Origin of the sequence: Pseudomonas graminis (assembly GCF_900111735.1) — a bacterium.
GTDB lineage: Bacteria > Pseudomonadota > Gammaproteobacteria > Pseudomonadales > Pseudomonadaceae > Aquipseudomonas > Aquipseudomonas graminis.
On record NZ_FOHW01000019.1, the window covers coordinates 41,362 to 57,499 of the forward strand.

The window sequence follows — 16,138 nt, forward strand, 5'->3', positions numbered from 1 at the left end:
CGCTTTTAGTGGGACCGGCTTTAGCCGGGAAGAGGTCGATGTGGGCGATGCCAGATTCTTGGGGGTGAACCTGATCGTTCCCACGCTCCGCGTGGTAACGCAGCCCCGGACGCTCTGCGTCCTGCAGGCGACGCGGACTCATGTCTGGGCGATGGGACGCGGAGCGTCGTGGACGGTGTTACCACGCGGAGCGTGGAACAATCATGAGCACCCAACATCTGCCCACTACAGGGTGGAGAACAGTAGGAGCGTGGCTTGTCCCGCGATCTGGCGCGAAGCGGCAGCAAGACGGGTAAACGCGGTGTGCCAAGTGAAACACAGCCGTCAGATTCCACGGCTGCTGCGCAGCCGATCGCGGGACAAGCCACGCTCCTACGGCCTATGGCCAGGATCAACAGCAGATTGCGCTGCCCATTCCCAAATCCCGGGCACAAAAAAAGCGACCCTAAGGTCGCTCTCTTTGTCGTTACGAAGAGTTCAAGGGCTTCGTAACTCAATATGGCGCAGCGGACGGGACTCGAACCCGCGACCCCCGGCGTGACAGGCCGGTATTCTAACCGACTGAACTACCGCTGCGCGTAACACTTGAAACGAATGGTGGGTGATGACGGGATCGAACCGCCGACATTCTGCTTGTAAGGCAGACGCTCTCCCAGCTGAGCTAATCACCCTTCGCTTCGGTGTGGCGCGCATTCTACGGAGCGATCAAAAAGCTGGCAAGCACTTTTTGAAATAAATTTTATAATCCTTCCAAAGGCTTACATCAGGGTTGGCCGCAGGGTCGCAGCAGCGAATAATGCCCCCCTTTGTATAAAGGAGAGATGTACCCCATGTGGTTCAAAAACCTGCTTGTGTATCGCCTGACCCAGGACCTGCCATTTGACGCCGAGGCGCTGGAAACCGCATTGGCGACCAAGCCTGCACGTGCCTGTGCCAGCCAGGAGTTGACCACTTACGGTTTCATCGCCCCGTTCGGCAAGGGCGAAGACGCGCCACTGGTGCACGTCAGCAGTGACTTCATGCTGATTTCGGCGCGCAAGGAAGAACGCATCCTGCCCGGCAGCGTGGTCAACGATGCATTGAAAGAGAAAGTCGAAGAGATCGAGACCGAGCAGATGCGCAAGGTCTACAAGAAGGAACGCGATCAGCTCAAGGATGAAATCATCCAGGCGTTCTTGCCTCGCGCCTTTATCCGCCGCTCGGCCACCTTCGCCGCCATCGCTCCCAAGCAAGGCGTGATTCTGGTCAACGCTTCCAGCCCGAAGCGCGCCGAAGACCTGCTGTCGACCCTGCGTGAAGTGGTCGGCTCGCTGCCCGTCCGTCCCGTGACCGTAAAGACCGCGCCAACCGCCGTCATGACCGAATGGGTCAAGACCAGCCAGACCGCCGAGCACTTCTTCGTGCTGGACGAGTGCGAACTGCGCGACACCCACGAAGACGGCGGCATTGTGAAATGCAAACGTCAAGACCTGACCAGCGACGAAATCCAGCTGCACCTGAGCACCGGCAAAGTCGTCACTCAACTGTCGCTGGCGTGGCAGGACAAGCTGTCGTTCGTGCTGGACGACAAACTCGGCATCAAACGCCTGAAGTTCGAAGACCTGCTGCAGGATGAAGCCGAGCAGAACGGCGGCGACGATGCGCTGGGCCAGCAGGACGCCAGCTTCACCCTTATGATGCTGACGTTCGGCGAGTTCCTGCCGCAATTGATGGAAGCGCTGGGCGGCGAAGAGATTCCTCAGGGGATCTGATTTCACCTCTCTCTGCAGGTGCCGGCTTGCTGGCGAACGCATCACGTCAGCTCACTTAAATGTTGCTGATACGCCGCGTTCGCCAGCAAGCCGGCGCTTACAGGTTCCACGTCCACTTCATACCAATAAAAAGGAGCAGGCCATGCGTGCCCTGGCTGCGTTGAGTCGTTTTGTCGGTAATACCTTCGCGTACTGGGTGCTGCTGTTTGCCGTGCTGGCGTTCCTGTTCCCGTCCTGGTTCATCGGCCTCAAGTCGTACATCGTGCCTTTGCTGGGGCTGGTGATGTTCGGCATGGGCCTGACCCTCAAGCTCGATGATTTTTCTGAGGTCGTGCGTCATCCCTGGCGCGTGGCTCTGGGGGTGGTCGCGCATTTCGTGATCATGCCCGGCGTGGCCTGGCTGCTTTGCCAGCTGTTTCACCTGCCCCCGGAAATCGCCGTCGGTGTGATTCTGGTCGGCTGCTGCCCGAGCGGCACATCGTCCAATGTCATGACCTGGCTGGCGAAGGGTGACCTGGCACTATCGGTGGCCATCGCCGCCGTCACCACCCTCCTCGCCCCGCTGCTGACCCCGGCGCTGATCTGGCTGCTGGCCTCGGCGTGGTTGCCGGTGTCTTTCATGGAAATGTTCTGGTCGATCCTGCAACTGGTGATGCTGCCGATCGTGCTGGGCGTCATCGCTCAACGCCTGCTGGGCGCCAAGGTAAGTTTTGCCGTCGACGTGCTGCCGCTGGTGTCGGTGGTGAGTATCGTGATGATCGTCTGCGCGGTGGTGGCAGCGAGTCAGGCGAAGATTGCCGAATCAGGCCTGCTGATCATGGCGGTGGTGATCCTGCACAACAGCTTCGGTTTTCTGCTGGGTTACTTCACCGGCAAGCTGTTCAAGCTGCCGCTGGCCCAGCGCAAATCGCTGTCTCTGGAAGTCGGCATGCAGAACTCCGGCCTCGGCGCCGCCCTGGCCGCCGCGCACTTTTCGCCACTGGCGGCGGTGCCGAGCGCGCTGTTCAGCGTCTGGCACAACATTTCGGGCGCGTTGCTTTCGACGTACTTCCGCAAGATGACGCCGGATGTGGTGGTGGAGGAAGAGAAGCCAGTGGTGGGTTGATCAGCCGCGAAGCTGGCTTGCTCTCTGTAGGAGTGAGCTTGCTCGCGAAGACGGTATTCCTGCCGCTGAAAATTTAGCGGATGTACCCACCTCTTCGTGAGCAAGCTCACTCCCACAGGTCCGTCTTTCGCAGGTGATCTGTCGCAGGTCAACCAGCAGTCTCCCGCAGGCTATTCAGCAGTCTGAAATATCGGATCCCTGATCAACACACCGCCCCTCTGACTAACGCACCGTCCCCCGCAACTCCGCCACCCGCTCACGCACCAGCGCCGGTTGCGACTCCTCACCCGTCAACGCCGGACCGGCCACAAGGGTCACTCGCGACCACAGCCTGCGAAACACGCCCTTGTTCGGGTCGCGGCTGAAGAAACTGCCCCACAACCCCTGCAGCGCCAGCGGAATCACCGGCACGTCGGTTTCCTGCAAGATCCGGGTCATGCCGCTTTTAAAGGTGTCGATCTCGCCGTCGGTGGTCAGCTTGCCCTCCGGGAAGATGCACACCAGCTCGCCTTCATTGAGGTAATGGGCGATGCGTTCGAACGCTTTGTCGAACACCGCCTTGTCCTCCTTGATCCCGGCAATCGGGATCGCGCCCGCGGTGCGGAACACGAAATTCAGCACCGGCAGGTTGAAGATCTTGTAGTACATGACGAAGCGGATCGGCCGGCGCACCGAGCCGGCAATCAACAGCGCATCGACGAACGACACATGGTTGCAGACCAGCAATGCCGCGCCCTCATCCGGGATCTGGTCGAGGTCGCGATGCTCCACGCGGTACATGGAATGGCTGAGCAGCCAGATCATGAAGCGCATGGTGAACTCGGGCACGATTTTGAAGATGTAGGCATTGACCGCGATGTTCATCAGCGAGACGACGAGGAACAACTGCGGAATCGACAGTTTCGCCACGCTCAGCAAGATGATCGAAACGATCGCCGAGACCACCATGAACAGCGCGTTGAGGATGTTGTTGGACGCAATGACCCGCGAGCGCTCTTTCTCCGGCGTGCGCGACTGGATCAGCGCGTACAGCGGCACGATGTAAAACCCGCCGAAGACGCCGATGCCGAGGATGTCCAGCAATACCCACCACGCCTGCCCGTAATCCAGAATCGCCAGCCAGTTGTTAGCCTGTACGTTCTGCGGGAAACCACCGGAATGCCACCAGAGCAACAAGCCGAACACGGTCAGGCCCATGGAGCCGAACGGCACCAGACCGATCTCCACTTTGCGCCCGGACAGTCGTTCGCAGAGCATGGAGCCGGCGGCAATGCCGATGGAGAACACGGTCAGAATCAGGGTGACGACGGTTTCATCGCCGTACAGAAACTCCTTGGCGTAGGCCGGGATCTGCGTCAGATAAATCGCTCCGACGAACCAGAACCACGAGTTGCCGACGATGGAGCGGGACACCGCTTTGGTCTGGCCCAGGCCGAGTTTCAGGGTGGCCCAGGATTCGCTGAAGATGTTCCAGTTCAGGCGCATGTCCGGCGACGCGGCCGCTGCCGGCGGAATGCCCCGGCTGGCGAGATAACCCAGGCACGCCACCGAGACCATCGCTGCCGCCACGATGGGCGCGTAATGGGTCGCCGACATCATCACGCCGGCGCCGATGGTGCCGGCGAGGATCGCCAGAAACGTGCCCATTTCCACCAGGCCGTTGCCGCCCACCAGTTCGTTCTCATGCAGGTGCTGGGGCAGGATCGAGTACTTCACCGGCCCGAACAGCGCCGAGTGAGTACCCATCGCGAACAGTGCGGCCAGCATCAGCGACAGGTGATTGAAGAGAAAGCCCGTTGCCCCCACGACCATGATCACGATCTCCAGGACCTTGATCATGCGGATCAGCTTGTCCTTGGGGTATTTCTCGCCGAACTGCCCGGCCAGCGCCGAGAACAGAAAGAACGGCAGGATGAACAGCAAGGCGCAGAGGTTGACGTAGATGGACCGGTCACCGTCGATGCTCAGCTTGTAGAGAATGGCGAGGATCAGCGACTGCTTGAAGATATTGTCGTTGAACGCCCCGAGGGACTGGGTCACGAAAAACGGCAGAAAGCGCCGCTTACCCAACAAACTGAACTGCGACTGACTCATCTTCCCTGGTCCTGAGTGGCGCCGGTGTCGGCTTTCTTATGGGAACGCCGAACGGCGGTTCCGGGCCACATTGAAGACGACACCGGCGGCAAAGTCGAGCATGCGCTCCAACGGATAGTCCGTTAGAGCGTGGGAGCGGTATCTAGCGTAAGCCAGCGATGCACGGCGAAACGAACAGCTCGCCTTTATAGGCCCCGCTCACGGTGCGCTTCATGATCACCAGCCACAGGACACTCAGCGCGGCGACCAGCGAGGTGCCGAGAACCGCAAAGAACCCGAGATGAAGCACCGCACCCAGCTTCAGGGTAGTCAGCGCGAACACGCCCAGTGGAAAGGTAAAACCCCACCAGCCCAGGTTGAACGGGATGCCGTTGCGCAGATAACGCGCGGTGATCAGCAGCGCCATCAGGCACCACCACACGCCGACACCCCATAAAATCACGCCGCCGATCAGGCCAAGGCCCGACGCGATTTCGCCGACGCCGGGCAAGCCGTTGGCGTTGAAGATCAGCGGCGAATCGGCGCCCAGCACAATCAGGCCGAACGCGCCGGTGCTGATCGGCCCCAAGGCCAGCCAGCTCGACGCAGCCATGCTTTCGTGGGGCAGTTTGTGCAAGGCCATACGCAGCAACAGGATGGTCAGGATGCTGAACGCCACCGGCACCGACATCGCCCACAGCACGTAACTGGTGATGAGCACGCTGAACTGTCCGTGAGGATCGGACAGGTGAGGCGCCAACAGCCCGCCGCTGACCGCCGCTACTTCACAGGCCACGAGCGGCAGAAGCCAGACGGCGGTCATCTGATCGATACGGTGTTCCTGGCGAGTGAACATCAAAAACGGGATGACCACGCCGCAGGCCAGAGACATCCCCACGTCCAGCCACCACAACAGCTCGGCGAACGGCAGCACGGCATCGCCCCAACGTGGCAGGCCGAAAGTCAGCAGTCCGTTAATCAGTGTCGCCAGGCCCATGGGAATCGTGCCGAAAAACATCGACACCGTGGAATGCCCGAACACCCGCCGTGCCTCGTCGAAAAACATCACCCAGCGGGCGATGTATAGGGCGCTAAAGGTCAGGAACAGCACGATGTTCAGCATCCACAAGGCTTCGGCCAGTTGGAACACACCGGGGATGGTCACCGGAAGCTGCACCAGCACAGCCGAAAGAATGCCGGTGCCCATGGTCGCGGCGAACCAGTTGGGGGTGAATTGGCGGATGACTTCCCGGGGATGGCTCAGTTGGCTGAAGGGTCTTTGCGGGATGAAGATGGCGTGGGTCATGGCTCGCTCCTGTCCTCGTGTGAGGTGGTCCCCATAGTAGGGCGGCAGCTGATATCGACTAAGCGGGTAATTTAGCTATGCCTCATAGATTTCCCCGATATATGCCGATCACAGGATTCGCCGCGCTCCTGCGACACCGCGCCGTTCAGACCTTGGTCGTAACAGACGAACCCGACGCGGCGTGCGAGACTGTCCGGCCGGCGAGGGATCGCCACCGAAACCGCTAGCCGTTTGTCTCTGGAGTTCCTATGTCGCTGTCCAGCGGGCTGATCGCTGCCGTCGCCCTGGCCTATATGGCCATCATGTTCGCCATCGCCTTCTACGGTGACCGTCGCAGCACCCCGCTGCCGCCGCGCCTTCGCGCCTGGGTGTACAGCCTGTCGCTGGCGGTTTACTGCACCAGCTGGACGTTTTTCGGCTCGGTCGGCCAGGCAGCCGAACAACTGTGGTCGTTTCTGCCGATCTACCTGGGCCCGATTTTGCTGTTGCTGCTGGCGCCCTGGGTGCTGCAGAAAATGGTGCTGATCAGCAAACAGGAAAACATCACCTCAATCGCCGACTTCATCGCCGCCCGCTACGGCAAGTCGCAAACTTTGGCCGTCGTCGTCGCGCTGATCTGCCTGATCGGCGTGTTGCCCTACATCGCGCTGCAGCTCAAGGGCATCGTGCTGGGGGTGAACATTCTCATTGGTGCCGGCGCCGACGCCACCGGCACGCGCGCCCAGGACACCGCGCTGATCGTGTCGCTGGTGCTGGCGCTGTTCACCATCGTCTTCGGCACACGCAACCTTGACGCCACCGAACACCACCGCGGCATGGTCCTGGCGATTGCCTTCGAGTCGCTGGTCAAGCTGTTCGCTTTCATGGCCGTCGGCGCGTTCGTGACCTTCGGGCTGTACGACGGCGTGGATGACCTGTTCAACCAGGCCATGCTCGCGCCGCGCCTGGAGGAGTACTGGAAAGAAACGGTCAACTGGCCATCGATGGTGGTGCAGACCGGCGTCGCCATGATGGCGATCATCTGCCTGCCCCGGCAGTTTCACGTCACCGTGGTGGAGAACATCGAGCCCGAGGATTTGCGCCTGGCCAAGTGGGTGTTCCCGGCGTACCTGCTGCTGGCAGCCGTATTCGTGGTGCCGATTGCGCTGGCCGGACAGATGCTGTTGCCCGCCTCGGTGCTGCCGGACTCGTTCGTGATCAGCGTGCCGTTGGCCCACGCCCACCCGGCGCTGGCGATGCTTGCATTCATCGGCGGCGCGTCGGCCGCCACCGGCATGGTGATCGTTGCCAGCGTCGCGCTGTCGACCATGGTCTCCAACGACATGCTGCTGCCGTGGCTGCTGCGGCGCAAAACCGCCGAGCGCCCGTTTGAAGTCTTCCGCCACTGGATGCTCTCGGTGCGCCGGGTCAGCATCGTCGTCATCCTGTTGCTCGCCTACGTCAGCTATCGGTTGCTCGGCTCCACCGCGAGCCTGGCGACCATCGGCCAGATCGCCTTCGCCGCCATCACCCAGCTGATGCCGGCGATGATCGGCGCGCTGTACTGGAAACCGGCCAATCGTCGCGGCGTGTTCGCCGGGCTCGCTGCCGGGGTGTTCATCTGGTTTTACACGCTTGTGCTGCCAATCACTGCCCACAGCATGGGCTGGTCGCTAAGCACTTTCCCGCTGCTGGCGTGGCTGCACAGCAACCCGCTCAATCTGCCGATCAGCCCGCTGACCCAAGGCGTGGTCCTGTCGATGCTCGGCAACCTCGCGTTGTTTGTGTGGGTCTCGCTGCTGTCGCGAACACGCGTGTCCGAACACTGGCAGGCGGGGCGTTTCATCGGTCAGGAATTGCAGGCGCGGCCCAACAATCGCTCGCTGCTGGCGGTGCAGATCGAGGACTTGCTTAAACTCTCGGCGCGTTTCGTGGGCGAAGAGCGGGCGCAACAAAGCTTCATCCGCTTCGCCTACCGCCAGGGCAAAGGCTTCAACCCTAACCAGAACGCCACCGGCGACTGGATCGCCCACACCGAACGTTTGCTGGCGGGGGTGCTGGGCACGTCGTCGACACGGGCCGTGGTCAAAGCGGCGATTGAAGGCCGCGACATGCAGCTCGAGGATGTGGTGCGCATCGCCGACGAAGCCTCCGAAGTGTTGCAGTTCAACCGAGCCCTGCTGCAGGGCGCCATCGAAAATATTACCCAGGGCATCAGCGTGGTGGATCAATCCCTGCGACTGGTGGCCTGGAACGCGCGCTATCTGGAGCTGTTCAATTACCCGGAAGGGCTGATCAGCGTGGGACGGCCCATCGCCGACATCATCCGCTACAACGCCGAGCGCGGTTTGCTCGGACCCGGCGAGGCCGAGGTGCACGTCGCCCGGCGGCTGCACTGGATGCGCCAGGGCCGCGCGCATACGTCCGAGCGGTTGTTTCCCAACGGGCAGGTGATCGAGCTGATCGGCAACCCGATGCCCGGCGGCGGCTTCGTCATGAGCTTCACTGACATCACCGCATTCCGCGAGGCCGAGCATGCGCTCAAGGGCGCCAACGAAAGTCTTGAGCAGCGCGTTGCTGAACGCACGCGGGAGCTGTCGCAGCTGAACACGGCACTGAGCGAAGCCAAGGCCCATGCGGAAGCCGCCAATCAGTCGAAAACGCGCTTTCTCGCCGCCGTCAGCCATGACCTGATGCAGCCGATGAACGCTGCGCGTTTGTTCTCTGCGGCGCTGCTGCACAACGACGACAATGTGCCCGCGGAGGCGAAACAGCTGATCCAGCATCTGGACAGCTCGCTGCGTTCGGCCGAAGACCTGATCAGCGACCTGCTGGATATTTCGCGTCTGGAGAACGGCAAGTTCACGCCGACCATCACGCCGTTCGCCTTGAATAATCTGTTTGAAACCCTCGGCGCCGAATTCAAGGCGCTGGCCCAGGAGCAGGGTCTGGATTTCCGCGTGCGCGGCAGCACGTTGCGCGTGGCCAGCGATGCCAAGCTGCTGCGGCGGGTGCTGCAGAACTTCCTGACCAATGCGTTTCGTTACGCCAAGGGGCCGATTCTGCTGGGCGTGCGGCGGCGCAACGGGCAGCTGAGCCTGGAGGTCTGGGACCGGGGGCCGGGCATTCCGGAAGACAAGCGGCAGGTGATTTTCGAGGAGTTCAAGCGTCTGGACAGCCATCAGACCCGCGCCGAGAAAGGCCTGGGGCTGGGACTGGCGATTGCCGACGGCTTGTGCCGCGTGCTTGGTCATTCCCTGGAAGTGCGTTCATGGCCAGGCCAAGGCAGCGTGTTCACCGTTACGGTGCCGCTGGCGCCCGCCTTGCCGACGCCGGTCGCTGCGCCGACCGAACCTGTACGCGCCGCGCTGAACGGCACGCAGATTCTGTGCGTCGACAACGAAGACAGCATCCTGATGGGCATGAACAGCCTGCTGAGCCGCTGGGGATGCCAGGTCTGGACCGCGCGCAATCGCGAGGAATGCCAGGCCCTGCTCAACGATGGCATTCGTCCGCATCTGGCGTTGGTGGACTACCACCTGGACCACGGTGAAATCGGCACCGAACTGATGGGCTGGCTGCGTACGCAGCTGGGCGAGCCGGTCCCTGGCGTGGTCATCAGCGCCGACGGCCGCCCGGAGCTGATCGCCCAGGTACACGCCGCCGGCCTCGAATACCTGGCCAAACCGGTGAAGCCCGCAGCGCTGCGGGCATTGTTGAGTCGGCATGTGCGGTTGGGTTGAGCGTCAGGTTGGTGGACACCAACATAATGCGAACGCCGATCCACTGTAGGAGCGTGGCTTGTCCCGCGATCGGCTGCGCAGCAGTCGTAAACCAGACGCTCAGTAATGCCTGACACACCGCATGCACCGGTTTACTGCCGCTTCGCGCCAGATCGCGAGCAAGCTCACTCCTACAGGTTCATCCGCAGCGTCCGAAGAATTCGCCCCAGACCACGATCCTTGCATCACGGTGGGCACATTCCGCCAAACCACGATCGGCGCATGGATGCTGCGGCAGAAGACGATCATTGTAGGAGTGAGCTTGCTCGCGATCGGCTGCGCAGCAGTCGTAAACCTGACGCCTCGGTTACGCCTGACACACCGCATGCACCGGTTTACTGCCGCTTCGCGCCAGATCGCGAGCAGGCTCACTCCTACAGTTTTTGCAGTGCCCGATGAAATCAGCGCAGACCACAAATCGTGCCTGCCCTTGCGCAGATTCCGCGCAAGACCACGATTCATGTAGGAGTGAGCTTGCTCGCGATCGGCTGCGCAGCAGTCGTAAATCCTGACGCCCCGGCAATGCCTGACACACCGCGTGCACCGGTTTACTGCCGCTGCGCGCCAGATCGCGGGACAAGCCTCGCTCCTACAGTTTTTGCAGCGTCCGAAGAATTCGTCCAGACCACGAACCGTACCTGACCGTGCCCAAATTCCGCGCCAAACCACGATTCATGTAGGAGCGTGGCTTGTCCCGCGATCGGCTGCGTAGCAGTCGTAAACCTGACGCCTTGGTTACGCCTGACACACCGCATGCACCGGTGTGCTGCCGCTGCGCGCCAGATCGCGAGCAAGCTCACTCCTACAGGTTCATCCGCAGCGTCCGAAAAATTCGCCTCAGACCACGATCCTTGCATCACGGTGGGCACATTCCGCCAAACCACGATCGGCGCATGGATGCTGCGGCAGAAGACGATCATTGTAGGAGTGAGCTTGCTCGCGATCGGCTGCGTAGCAGTCGTAAACCTGACGCCTCGGTTACCCCTGACACAACGCATGCACCGGTTTACTGCCGCTTCGCGCCAGATCGCGAGCAAGCTCACTCCTACAGGTTCATCCGCAGCGTCCGACGAGTTCGCCGGACGCTCGGCAGGTTCTACTCAACCTTCCTGAACACAAACACCAACCCCACCACGATCAGTACCATCCCCAGCATACTCATCAGCGCCAGGCGGTTGCCGTAGATCAGGTAGTCCATCATCGCGGTGACGCCGGGCACCAGGTAGAACAGGCTGGTGACGTTGACAAGATTGCCCTGGGCGATGAGCCGGTAGAGCAGGAACGTCGCCAGCACCGACACCACCAGCCCCATGTACAGCACCGGCACGTAAAAGCCGATGCTGTGCTCGAAATGAAAGGGCTGAAAGGGTACGAACACCGCGCAGACCACCGTCCCCGCAAGGTATTGCACCGGCAACGTGCCGAGGGGGTTGTCGGTGATGCGCTTCTGCATGATCGAGCCGCCGGTCATGCTCAACATGCCAAGCACGCCGAAAGCCATGCCGGCGAGCGATCCGCCGTCGCCGATGCCTTGCCAGACCACCAGCACCAGACCCGCCAGCCCCAGACTCAGGCCGAACATGCGTGACCCCGAGCGGCTGCGCTCGACCAGCACGGCCGTCAGAATCGGTTGCACGCCCATGATCGTGGCCATCACGCCAGGCGCGACTTTCATGTCCAGCGCCAGCAGGTAGCAGATCTGATAAGCGCCCAGCAGCACAGCGCCCGTCATCAGGGCGAAGCCCATCGAGGCTCGTGTGGCGGGAAGCTTGTACCCCAAGGCCGGGATCAGAATCGCCAGCGCCCCCAGCGCCAGCAGAAAACGGAACAGCAAAAACGCAAAAGGAGAAGCGTGGGTCAGGCCCCACTTGGAAACAATTGCGCCGCTGCTCCAGAGCAGGACGAAAAGGGTCGTCGTGGCCATCGAGGCCAAGGCTTTATGAGCGAACATGAGTCACCTGTGATTCAGACAAAATCGGACCCGGCACGAACCGGATTCACGGATGTTTTGCGAACGTTTGCAGGCTTCGGTCGACAGCGTTGAGGCAGTCGATCAGCCGAGCGCAACGACGCCTGGCGGTGCAACGGCGCACACGACAGGGCTATTCACAGGTGGGGGTGGCGGGTAGCGCGTGATGAAAGCGATTTGCATGCAGCCGCACGGTTCCGCAACAGCGCGAGCCGTGGCGGAGAAAGCGAACCGGGTGCGGGATGCGGGCATCGTGTTCATCTTCTGAAGGAGTGACTCAGTGTTGCCAGGTGTTACAGCAACGAGGCCGACTATAAACAGCCGACGAGGTCTCGCGCAACAGCGTTTTGCACGTCGGCCAATTTGACCGGACGACTCAGTCCAGCAGGTTCAGCGGATACTGCACCACGATATACAAGCGGTCGATATCGTCGCCCCCCTCAGCGTCGTTACCCCGGTGCGAAACATGGGACACGTCGAACGACAGGTTTTTGGCCGGTCCCGACTGAACGACGTATTTCAGGTCGATGTCGCGCTCCCAGTGACGTCCGTCCTTGCCCTGAATCGGCTGATAACGTCCGGTGACGTCATCTAACGGCTGATACACCGCGCCCCGTGGCGCATGGGTGCCATCAATGCCGCTGCCGCGCACATAGCGGGTCATGAACGTGAGACCGGGAATGCCAACGGCGGCGAACGAAAGGTCGTAGCGCGCCTGCCACGACTGCTCATGCGCGCCGTTGAAGTCGGCGTATTTGATCGAGTTGGCCAGATAGATCGAGTCGCCCCCCACAAAGTCGAATGGCGTGTCGCCGTCGATCTTCTGCCAACCAAGGGAGAATCCCTGGGAGCCAACGCTGTATTTCGCCAGCAGGCTGTAAGCGGTGTTACTCAGTGCGCCTGCCTTTGCGTCGCCCTGATCCAGGGTGCGGTAGAGATTGCCGTCCAGCAAAAACGAACTGTTGTCCGACAGCACGCTCAAGTGATGCAGATTGGTGTAGTACTGCCGCCAGGTGTCAGTGAGCTGTGAGGCGTACACCGAGCCGCCGAATGGAGAATCGCCAGTGGTCTCGACACCCATCAGACTCAGCGACGAACCGCGGGTGCTGGCACCGTAGCCATCGAAATCGCCCTTGGCTGTCGAAGCGTTTTGGTTCTTGAAGGCGGTAAAGTGCCCGGCCACCAGCTTCAGTCCATCGACGTCGCCGCTGTCAAGATAAAAGCCCGTGGCGTACTCCGGTTGCAGGCGCTTGTCGCCGGTATCCAGCACGGGGGTTTCCACTTCCATTTCGCCAAACTTCAGCGTGGTCTTCGAAATCCTCAGTTTGAGCGCGCCGCCCGCATCGGAATAATCGTCGGCAGCTCGCCCGTCATCGCCCAGCGGCAACAGACCGGTTCCGGCTCGCCCCTTTCCGCTGTCGAGTTTCAGGCCGTAGAACGCATGCGCATCGACGCCGAACCCGACAGTGCCTTGGGTGAACCCTGATTGCAGATTGGCGATAAACCCCTGCGCCCACTCCTGGCGGTAACTCTGCCCGGCGTGCCCTGTGCGGTAGTCGTTATCCAGAAAGAAGTTGCGTGCCAGCACATTCAGCGAGGTATCGGCGAGAAAACCATGTTCCTCATCGGCAGTGGCCGCCATCAGGTTGCTGGAGCATGAGAGTAACGCGAGAGACAACAGGGATATTCGGCTTGCCATGGATCTGCCTTCTTCAAAATGTTCCTGGCAAAAAGGCGTGATGACGACAACCAGGAGCACTCAATGGTCGGCGCAGGGTGGTTAGCGGGATTGAATGGGCGTGCTATTAGCCATGAATGGCCGTCCGCCAGAAACAAAAAAGCGCCGCTGCACAGTCTGCAACGGCGCTCGATAGACCCGTTTGTTCAGCCGAACAACCAGTAGCCCAGCAGCGTCAGCACGATCACCGCCAGCACCGGACGCAGGATGCGATAGGCCTTGGGGTTGGCGCGTTTGAACTGCTTGACCTTGCCGCTGAAGCTGTTGCTGAAGCGCTTGCTGAACGCATAGGCCTGATTGATCCCGCCGACGCGTTCGTCATCGGTGTTCTGCGGCGCGGTGGCACGGCCCAGAAATGCGCTGACGCGGCGGTTGACGGCGATCATGAAGCGATTGCTCAACGGTCGCTCGATGTCGCAGAACAGGATCACGCGGGTGACGTCGGTTTCGTTCTTGACCCAGTGCACGTAGGTTTCATCGAACATAACGTCATCACCGTCGCGCCAGGCGTAGACCTGACCGTCGACGAAGATCCGGCAATCGTCGGAGTTCGGCGTCGACAGGCCCAGGTGATATCGCAGCGAACCGGCGAACGGGTCGCGGTGCGGGTTCAAATGGCTGCCGCCGGGCAACAGAGCGAACATCGCGCCTTTGACGTTGGGAATGCGGCTGACCAGTTCCACCGTCTTGGGGCACAACGCCTCGGCGGATGGCAGCGGTTTGTCGTACCACTTGAGGTAAAAACGCTTCCAGCCCTTTTTGAAGAACGAACCGAAACCCGCGTCGTTGTCCTTGGCAGCGGCACGGATATAGCCTTCGTCGAACAGGTGCATGGCTTCGTCGCGGATGGTTTCCCAGTTGTCGCGCAGCACATCGAGCTCGGGAAACTTGCTGCGGTCCAGGTACGGCTTGGACGGCACGCTGGAGAACAGGTACATCAAAGCGTTATACGGGGCGAACAGTGCGGAGTGATTCACGAACTGGCGCAATACCGGCAAACGCGCCTTGCCGCGCAAATGCACGTACAGCGTGCTGCCGACAAACAGCAGCAGAATCGCCGCTTTGACAGCAAAAGAAAGGGTCATGAAACTCTCCTTGGAACAGGCAAAAATCTGGCGGCACGATAAAAACGATTGTGGGAGCGTGGCTTGTCCCGCGATCTGCCGGAAACCGGCAGCAAACCCTAGCGATGCGTTGCAATTGACACACCGTGTTAGCAGAAATCACGACGACTGCGTCGCCGATCGCGGGACAAGCCACGCTCCTACATGAATCAACAGCACGCGGCGTGCGGATTCTAGTGCAACACAAAACCCGACGGATGAGCTGGGACAATCACACGGCGGGTTTCGAATGGCGGTCATCATAAGCTTTAGTCCGCCGCGTAAAAAGCCGAAGCGGATGCGGACACGACTATTGGGTCAGCTCGCGTTCAGTAAACAGGTCGCTGAAGAGCATGCTCGACAAGTAGCGCTCACCCGAGTCCGGCAGTACCACCACGATCGTCTTGCCCTGCATTTCCGGCTTCTCGGCCAGACGCACCGCTGCGTGCATGGCCGCGCCGCAGGAGATACCGCAAAGAATCCCCTCCTCCTGCATCAGCCGCAGGGCCATGGCCTTGGCTTCTTCATCACTGACCAGTTCGACGCGATCAACAATCGACAGGTCGAGGTTTTTCGGGATAAAACCTGCGCCGATGCCCTGAATCTTGTGCGGGTTAGGCTTGATCTCTTCACCGGCCATCGCCTGGGTGATGATCGGCGAGCCCATGGGTTCGACAGCCACCGAGATAATCGGCTTGCCCATGGCGTGCTTGATGTAGCGCGAAACGCCGGTGATGGTGCCGCCGGTGCCGACGCCCGCCACCAGCACGTCGATGGCGCCGTCAGTGTCGTTCCAGATTTCCGGGCCGGTGGTCTTCTCGTGAATGGCCGGGTTGGCCGGGTTTTCGAACTGCGCCGGCATGAAGTACGTGGCGGGATCACTGGCGAGCAGCTCCTCGGCCTTCGCGATGGAGCCTTTCATGCCCTGCGCCGGCTCGGTCAATACCAGTTCCGCGCCCAAGGCCTTGAGCACCTTGCGCCGCTCTATACTCATCGAGGCCGGCATGGTCAGGGTCAGCTTGTAGCCACGGGCTGCGGCGACAAACGCAAGGCCGATGCCGGTATTGCCGGAGGTGGGTTCGACGATGGTCATGCCGGGCTTGAGTTTGCCGCTGCTTTCGGCGTCCCAGATCATGTTCGCGCCGATCCGGCACTTGACGGAATACCCCGGATTACGCCCCTCGATCTTGGCCAGGATGGTGACCCCGCGTGGCGCGATGCGGTTGATCTGCACCAGTGGCGTGTTGCCGATGGAATGGGCGTTATCTGCGTAAATACGGCTCATGACCGGGTCCTTGTGCAGGTTTGGAAAAGCTCAAAGCCTATGCCTTG

The 16,138-nt window shown here is 61.1% G+C and carries 9 protein-coding genes and 2 tRNA genes; 3 read left to right on the forward strand and 8 right to left on the reverse strand.

The window, feature by feature from the left end; all coding sequences use genetic code 11:
- Positions 1 to 499: 499 nt before the first annotated feature.
- Both BMY98_RS15385 and BMY98_RS15390 read right to left on the reverse strand, forming a co-directional pair.
- Positions 500 to 576, reverse strand: a tRNA-Asp gene (locus BMY98_RS15385).
- A 19-nt stretch (positions 577 to 595) separates the two neighbouring features.
- Positions 596 to 671 (reverse strand) — tRNA-Val (locus BMY98_RS15390).
- Positions 672 to 830: 159 nt separating this feature from the next.
- On the opposite strand from BMY98_RS15390, the gene rdgC reads away from it, so the two are divergent.
- Complete coding sequence (gene rdgC / locus BMY98_RS15395) at positions 831 to 1,751, forward strand: recombination-associated protein RdgC (RefSeq protein ID WP_074890612.1); 921 nt, start codon at positions 831 to 833, stop codon at positions 1,749 to 1,751.
- Between the two features lie 142 nt (positions 1,752 to 1,893).
- On the forward strand, positions 1,894 to 2,856 hold the full coding sequence (locus tag BMY98_RS15400; protein ID WP_074890614.1) for a bile acid:sodium symporter family protein: 963 nt from the start codon (positions 1,894 to 1,896) through the stop codon (positions 2,854 to 2,856).
- 222 nt (positions 2,857 to 3,078) lie between these two features.
- On the opposite strand, the gene BMY98_RS15405 is transcribed toward BMY98_RS15400, so the two are convergent.
- Entirely contained in the window at positions 3,079 to 4,950 is a 1,872-nt protein-coding gene (locus tag BMY98_RS15405; RefSeq protein WP_074890616.1) for an MFS transporter, read from the reverse strand.
- A 142-nt stretch (positions 4,951 to 5,092) separates the two neighbouring features.
- Positions 5,093 to 6,235, reverse strand: coding sequence for a TDT family transporter (locus BMY98_RS15410; RefSeq protein WP_074890618.1), 1,143 nt, complete (start codon positions 6,233 to 6,235; stop codon positions 5,093 to 5,095).
- Between the two features lie 248 nt (positions 6,236 to 6,483).
- Here BMY98_RS15410 and BMY98_RS15415 point away from each other — a divergent pair, with 248 nt between their 5' ends.
- Entirely contained in the window at positions 6,484 to 9,957 is a 3,474-nt protein-coding gene (locus tag BMY98_RS15415) for a hybrid sensor histidine kinase/response regulator (protein WP_074890620.1), read from the forward strand.
- Between the two features lie 1,135 nt (positions 9,958 to 11,092).
- Here BMY98_RS15415 and BMY98_RS15420 read toward each other — a convergent pair.
- The 4 genes from BMY98_RS15420 to cysK form a co-directional block, all read right to left on the reverse strand.
- Complete coding sequence (locus BMY98_RS15420) at positions 11,093 to 11,947, reverse strand: DMT family transporter (RefSeq protein WP_074890621.1); 855 nt, start codon at positions 11,945 to 11,947, stop codon at positions 11,093 to 11,095.
- 394 nt (positions 11,948 to 12,341) lie between these two features.
- A complete protein-coding gene (locus tag BMY98_RS15425) occupies positions 12,342 to 13,664 on the reverse strand; it encodes an OprD family porin (protein WP_074890624.1) in 1,323 nt (440 codons plus the stop codon).
- A 185-nt stretch (positions 13,665 to 13,849) separates the two neighbouring features.
- Positions 13,850 to 14,788, reverse strand: coding sequence for an aspartyl/asparaginyl beta-hydroxylase domain-containing protein (locus BMY98_RS15430; RefSeq protein WP_074890626.1), 939 nt, complete (start codon positions 14,786 to 14,788; stop codon positions 13,850 to 13,852).
- A gap of 328 nt (positions 14,789 to 15,116) precedes the next feature.
- On the reverse strand, positions 15,117 to 16,091 hold the full coding sequence (gene cysK / locus BMY98_RS15435) for a cysteine synthase A (protein WP_074890628.1): 975 nt from the start codon (positions 16,089 to 16,091) through the stop codon (positions 15,117 to 15,119).
- Positions 16,092 to 16,138 lie beyond the last annotated feature (47 nt).

Coding starts and splice junctions, on each gene's coding strand:
- rdgC (WP_074890612.1), top strand. CDS start 831: ATGTGGTTCAAAAACCTGCTTGTGTATCGCCTGACCCAGGACCTGCCA.
- BMY98_RS15400 (WP_074890614.1), top strand. CDS start 1,894: ATGCGTGCCCTGGCTGCGTTGAGTCGTTTTGTCGGTAATACCTTCGCG.
- BMY98_RS15405 (WP_074890616.1), bottom strand. CDS start 4,950: ATGAGTCAGTCGCAGTTCAGTTTGTTGGGTAAGCGGCGCTTTCTGCCG.
- BMY98_RS15410 (WP_074890618.1), bottom strand. CDS start 6,235: ATGACCCACGCCATCTTCATCCCGCAAAGACCCTTCAGCCAACTGAGC.
- BMY98_RS15415 (WP_074890620.1), top strand. CDS start 6,484: ATGTCGCTGTCCAGCGGGCTGATCGCTGCCGTCGCCCTGGCCTATATG.
- BMY98_RS15420 (WP_074890621.1), bottom strand. CDS start 11,947: ATGTTCGCTCATAAAGCCTTGGCCTCGATGGCCACGACGACCCTTTTC.
- BMY98_RS15425 (WP_074890624.1), bottom strand. CDS start 13,664: ATGGCAAGCCGAATATCCCTGTTGTCTCTCGCGTTACTCTCATGCTCC.
- BMY98_RS15430 (WP_074890626.1), bottom strand. CDS start 14,788: ATGACCCTTTCTTTTGCTGTCAAAGCGGCGATTCTGCTGCTGTTTGTC.
- cysK (WP_074890628.1), bottom strand. CDS start 16,091: ATGAGCCGTATTTACGCAGATAACGCCCATTCCATCGGCAACACGCCA.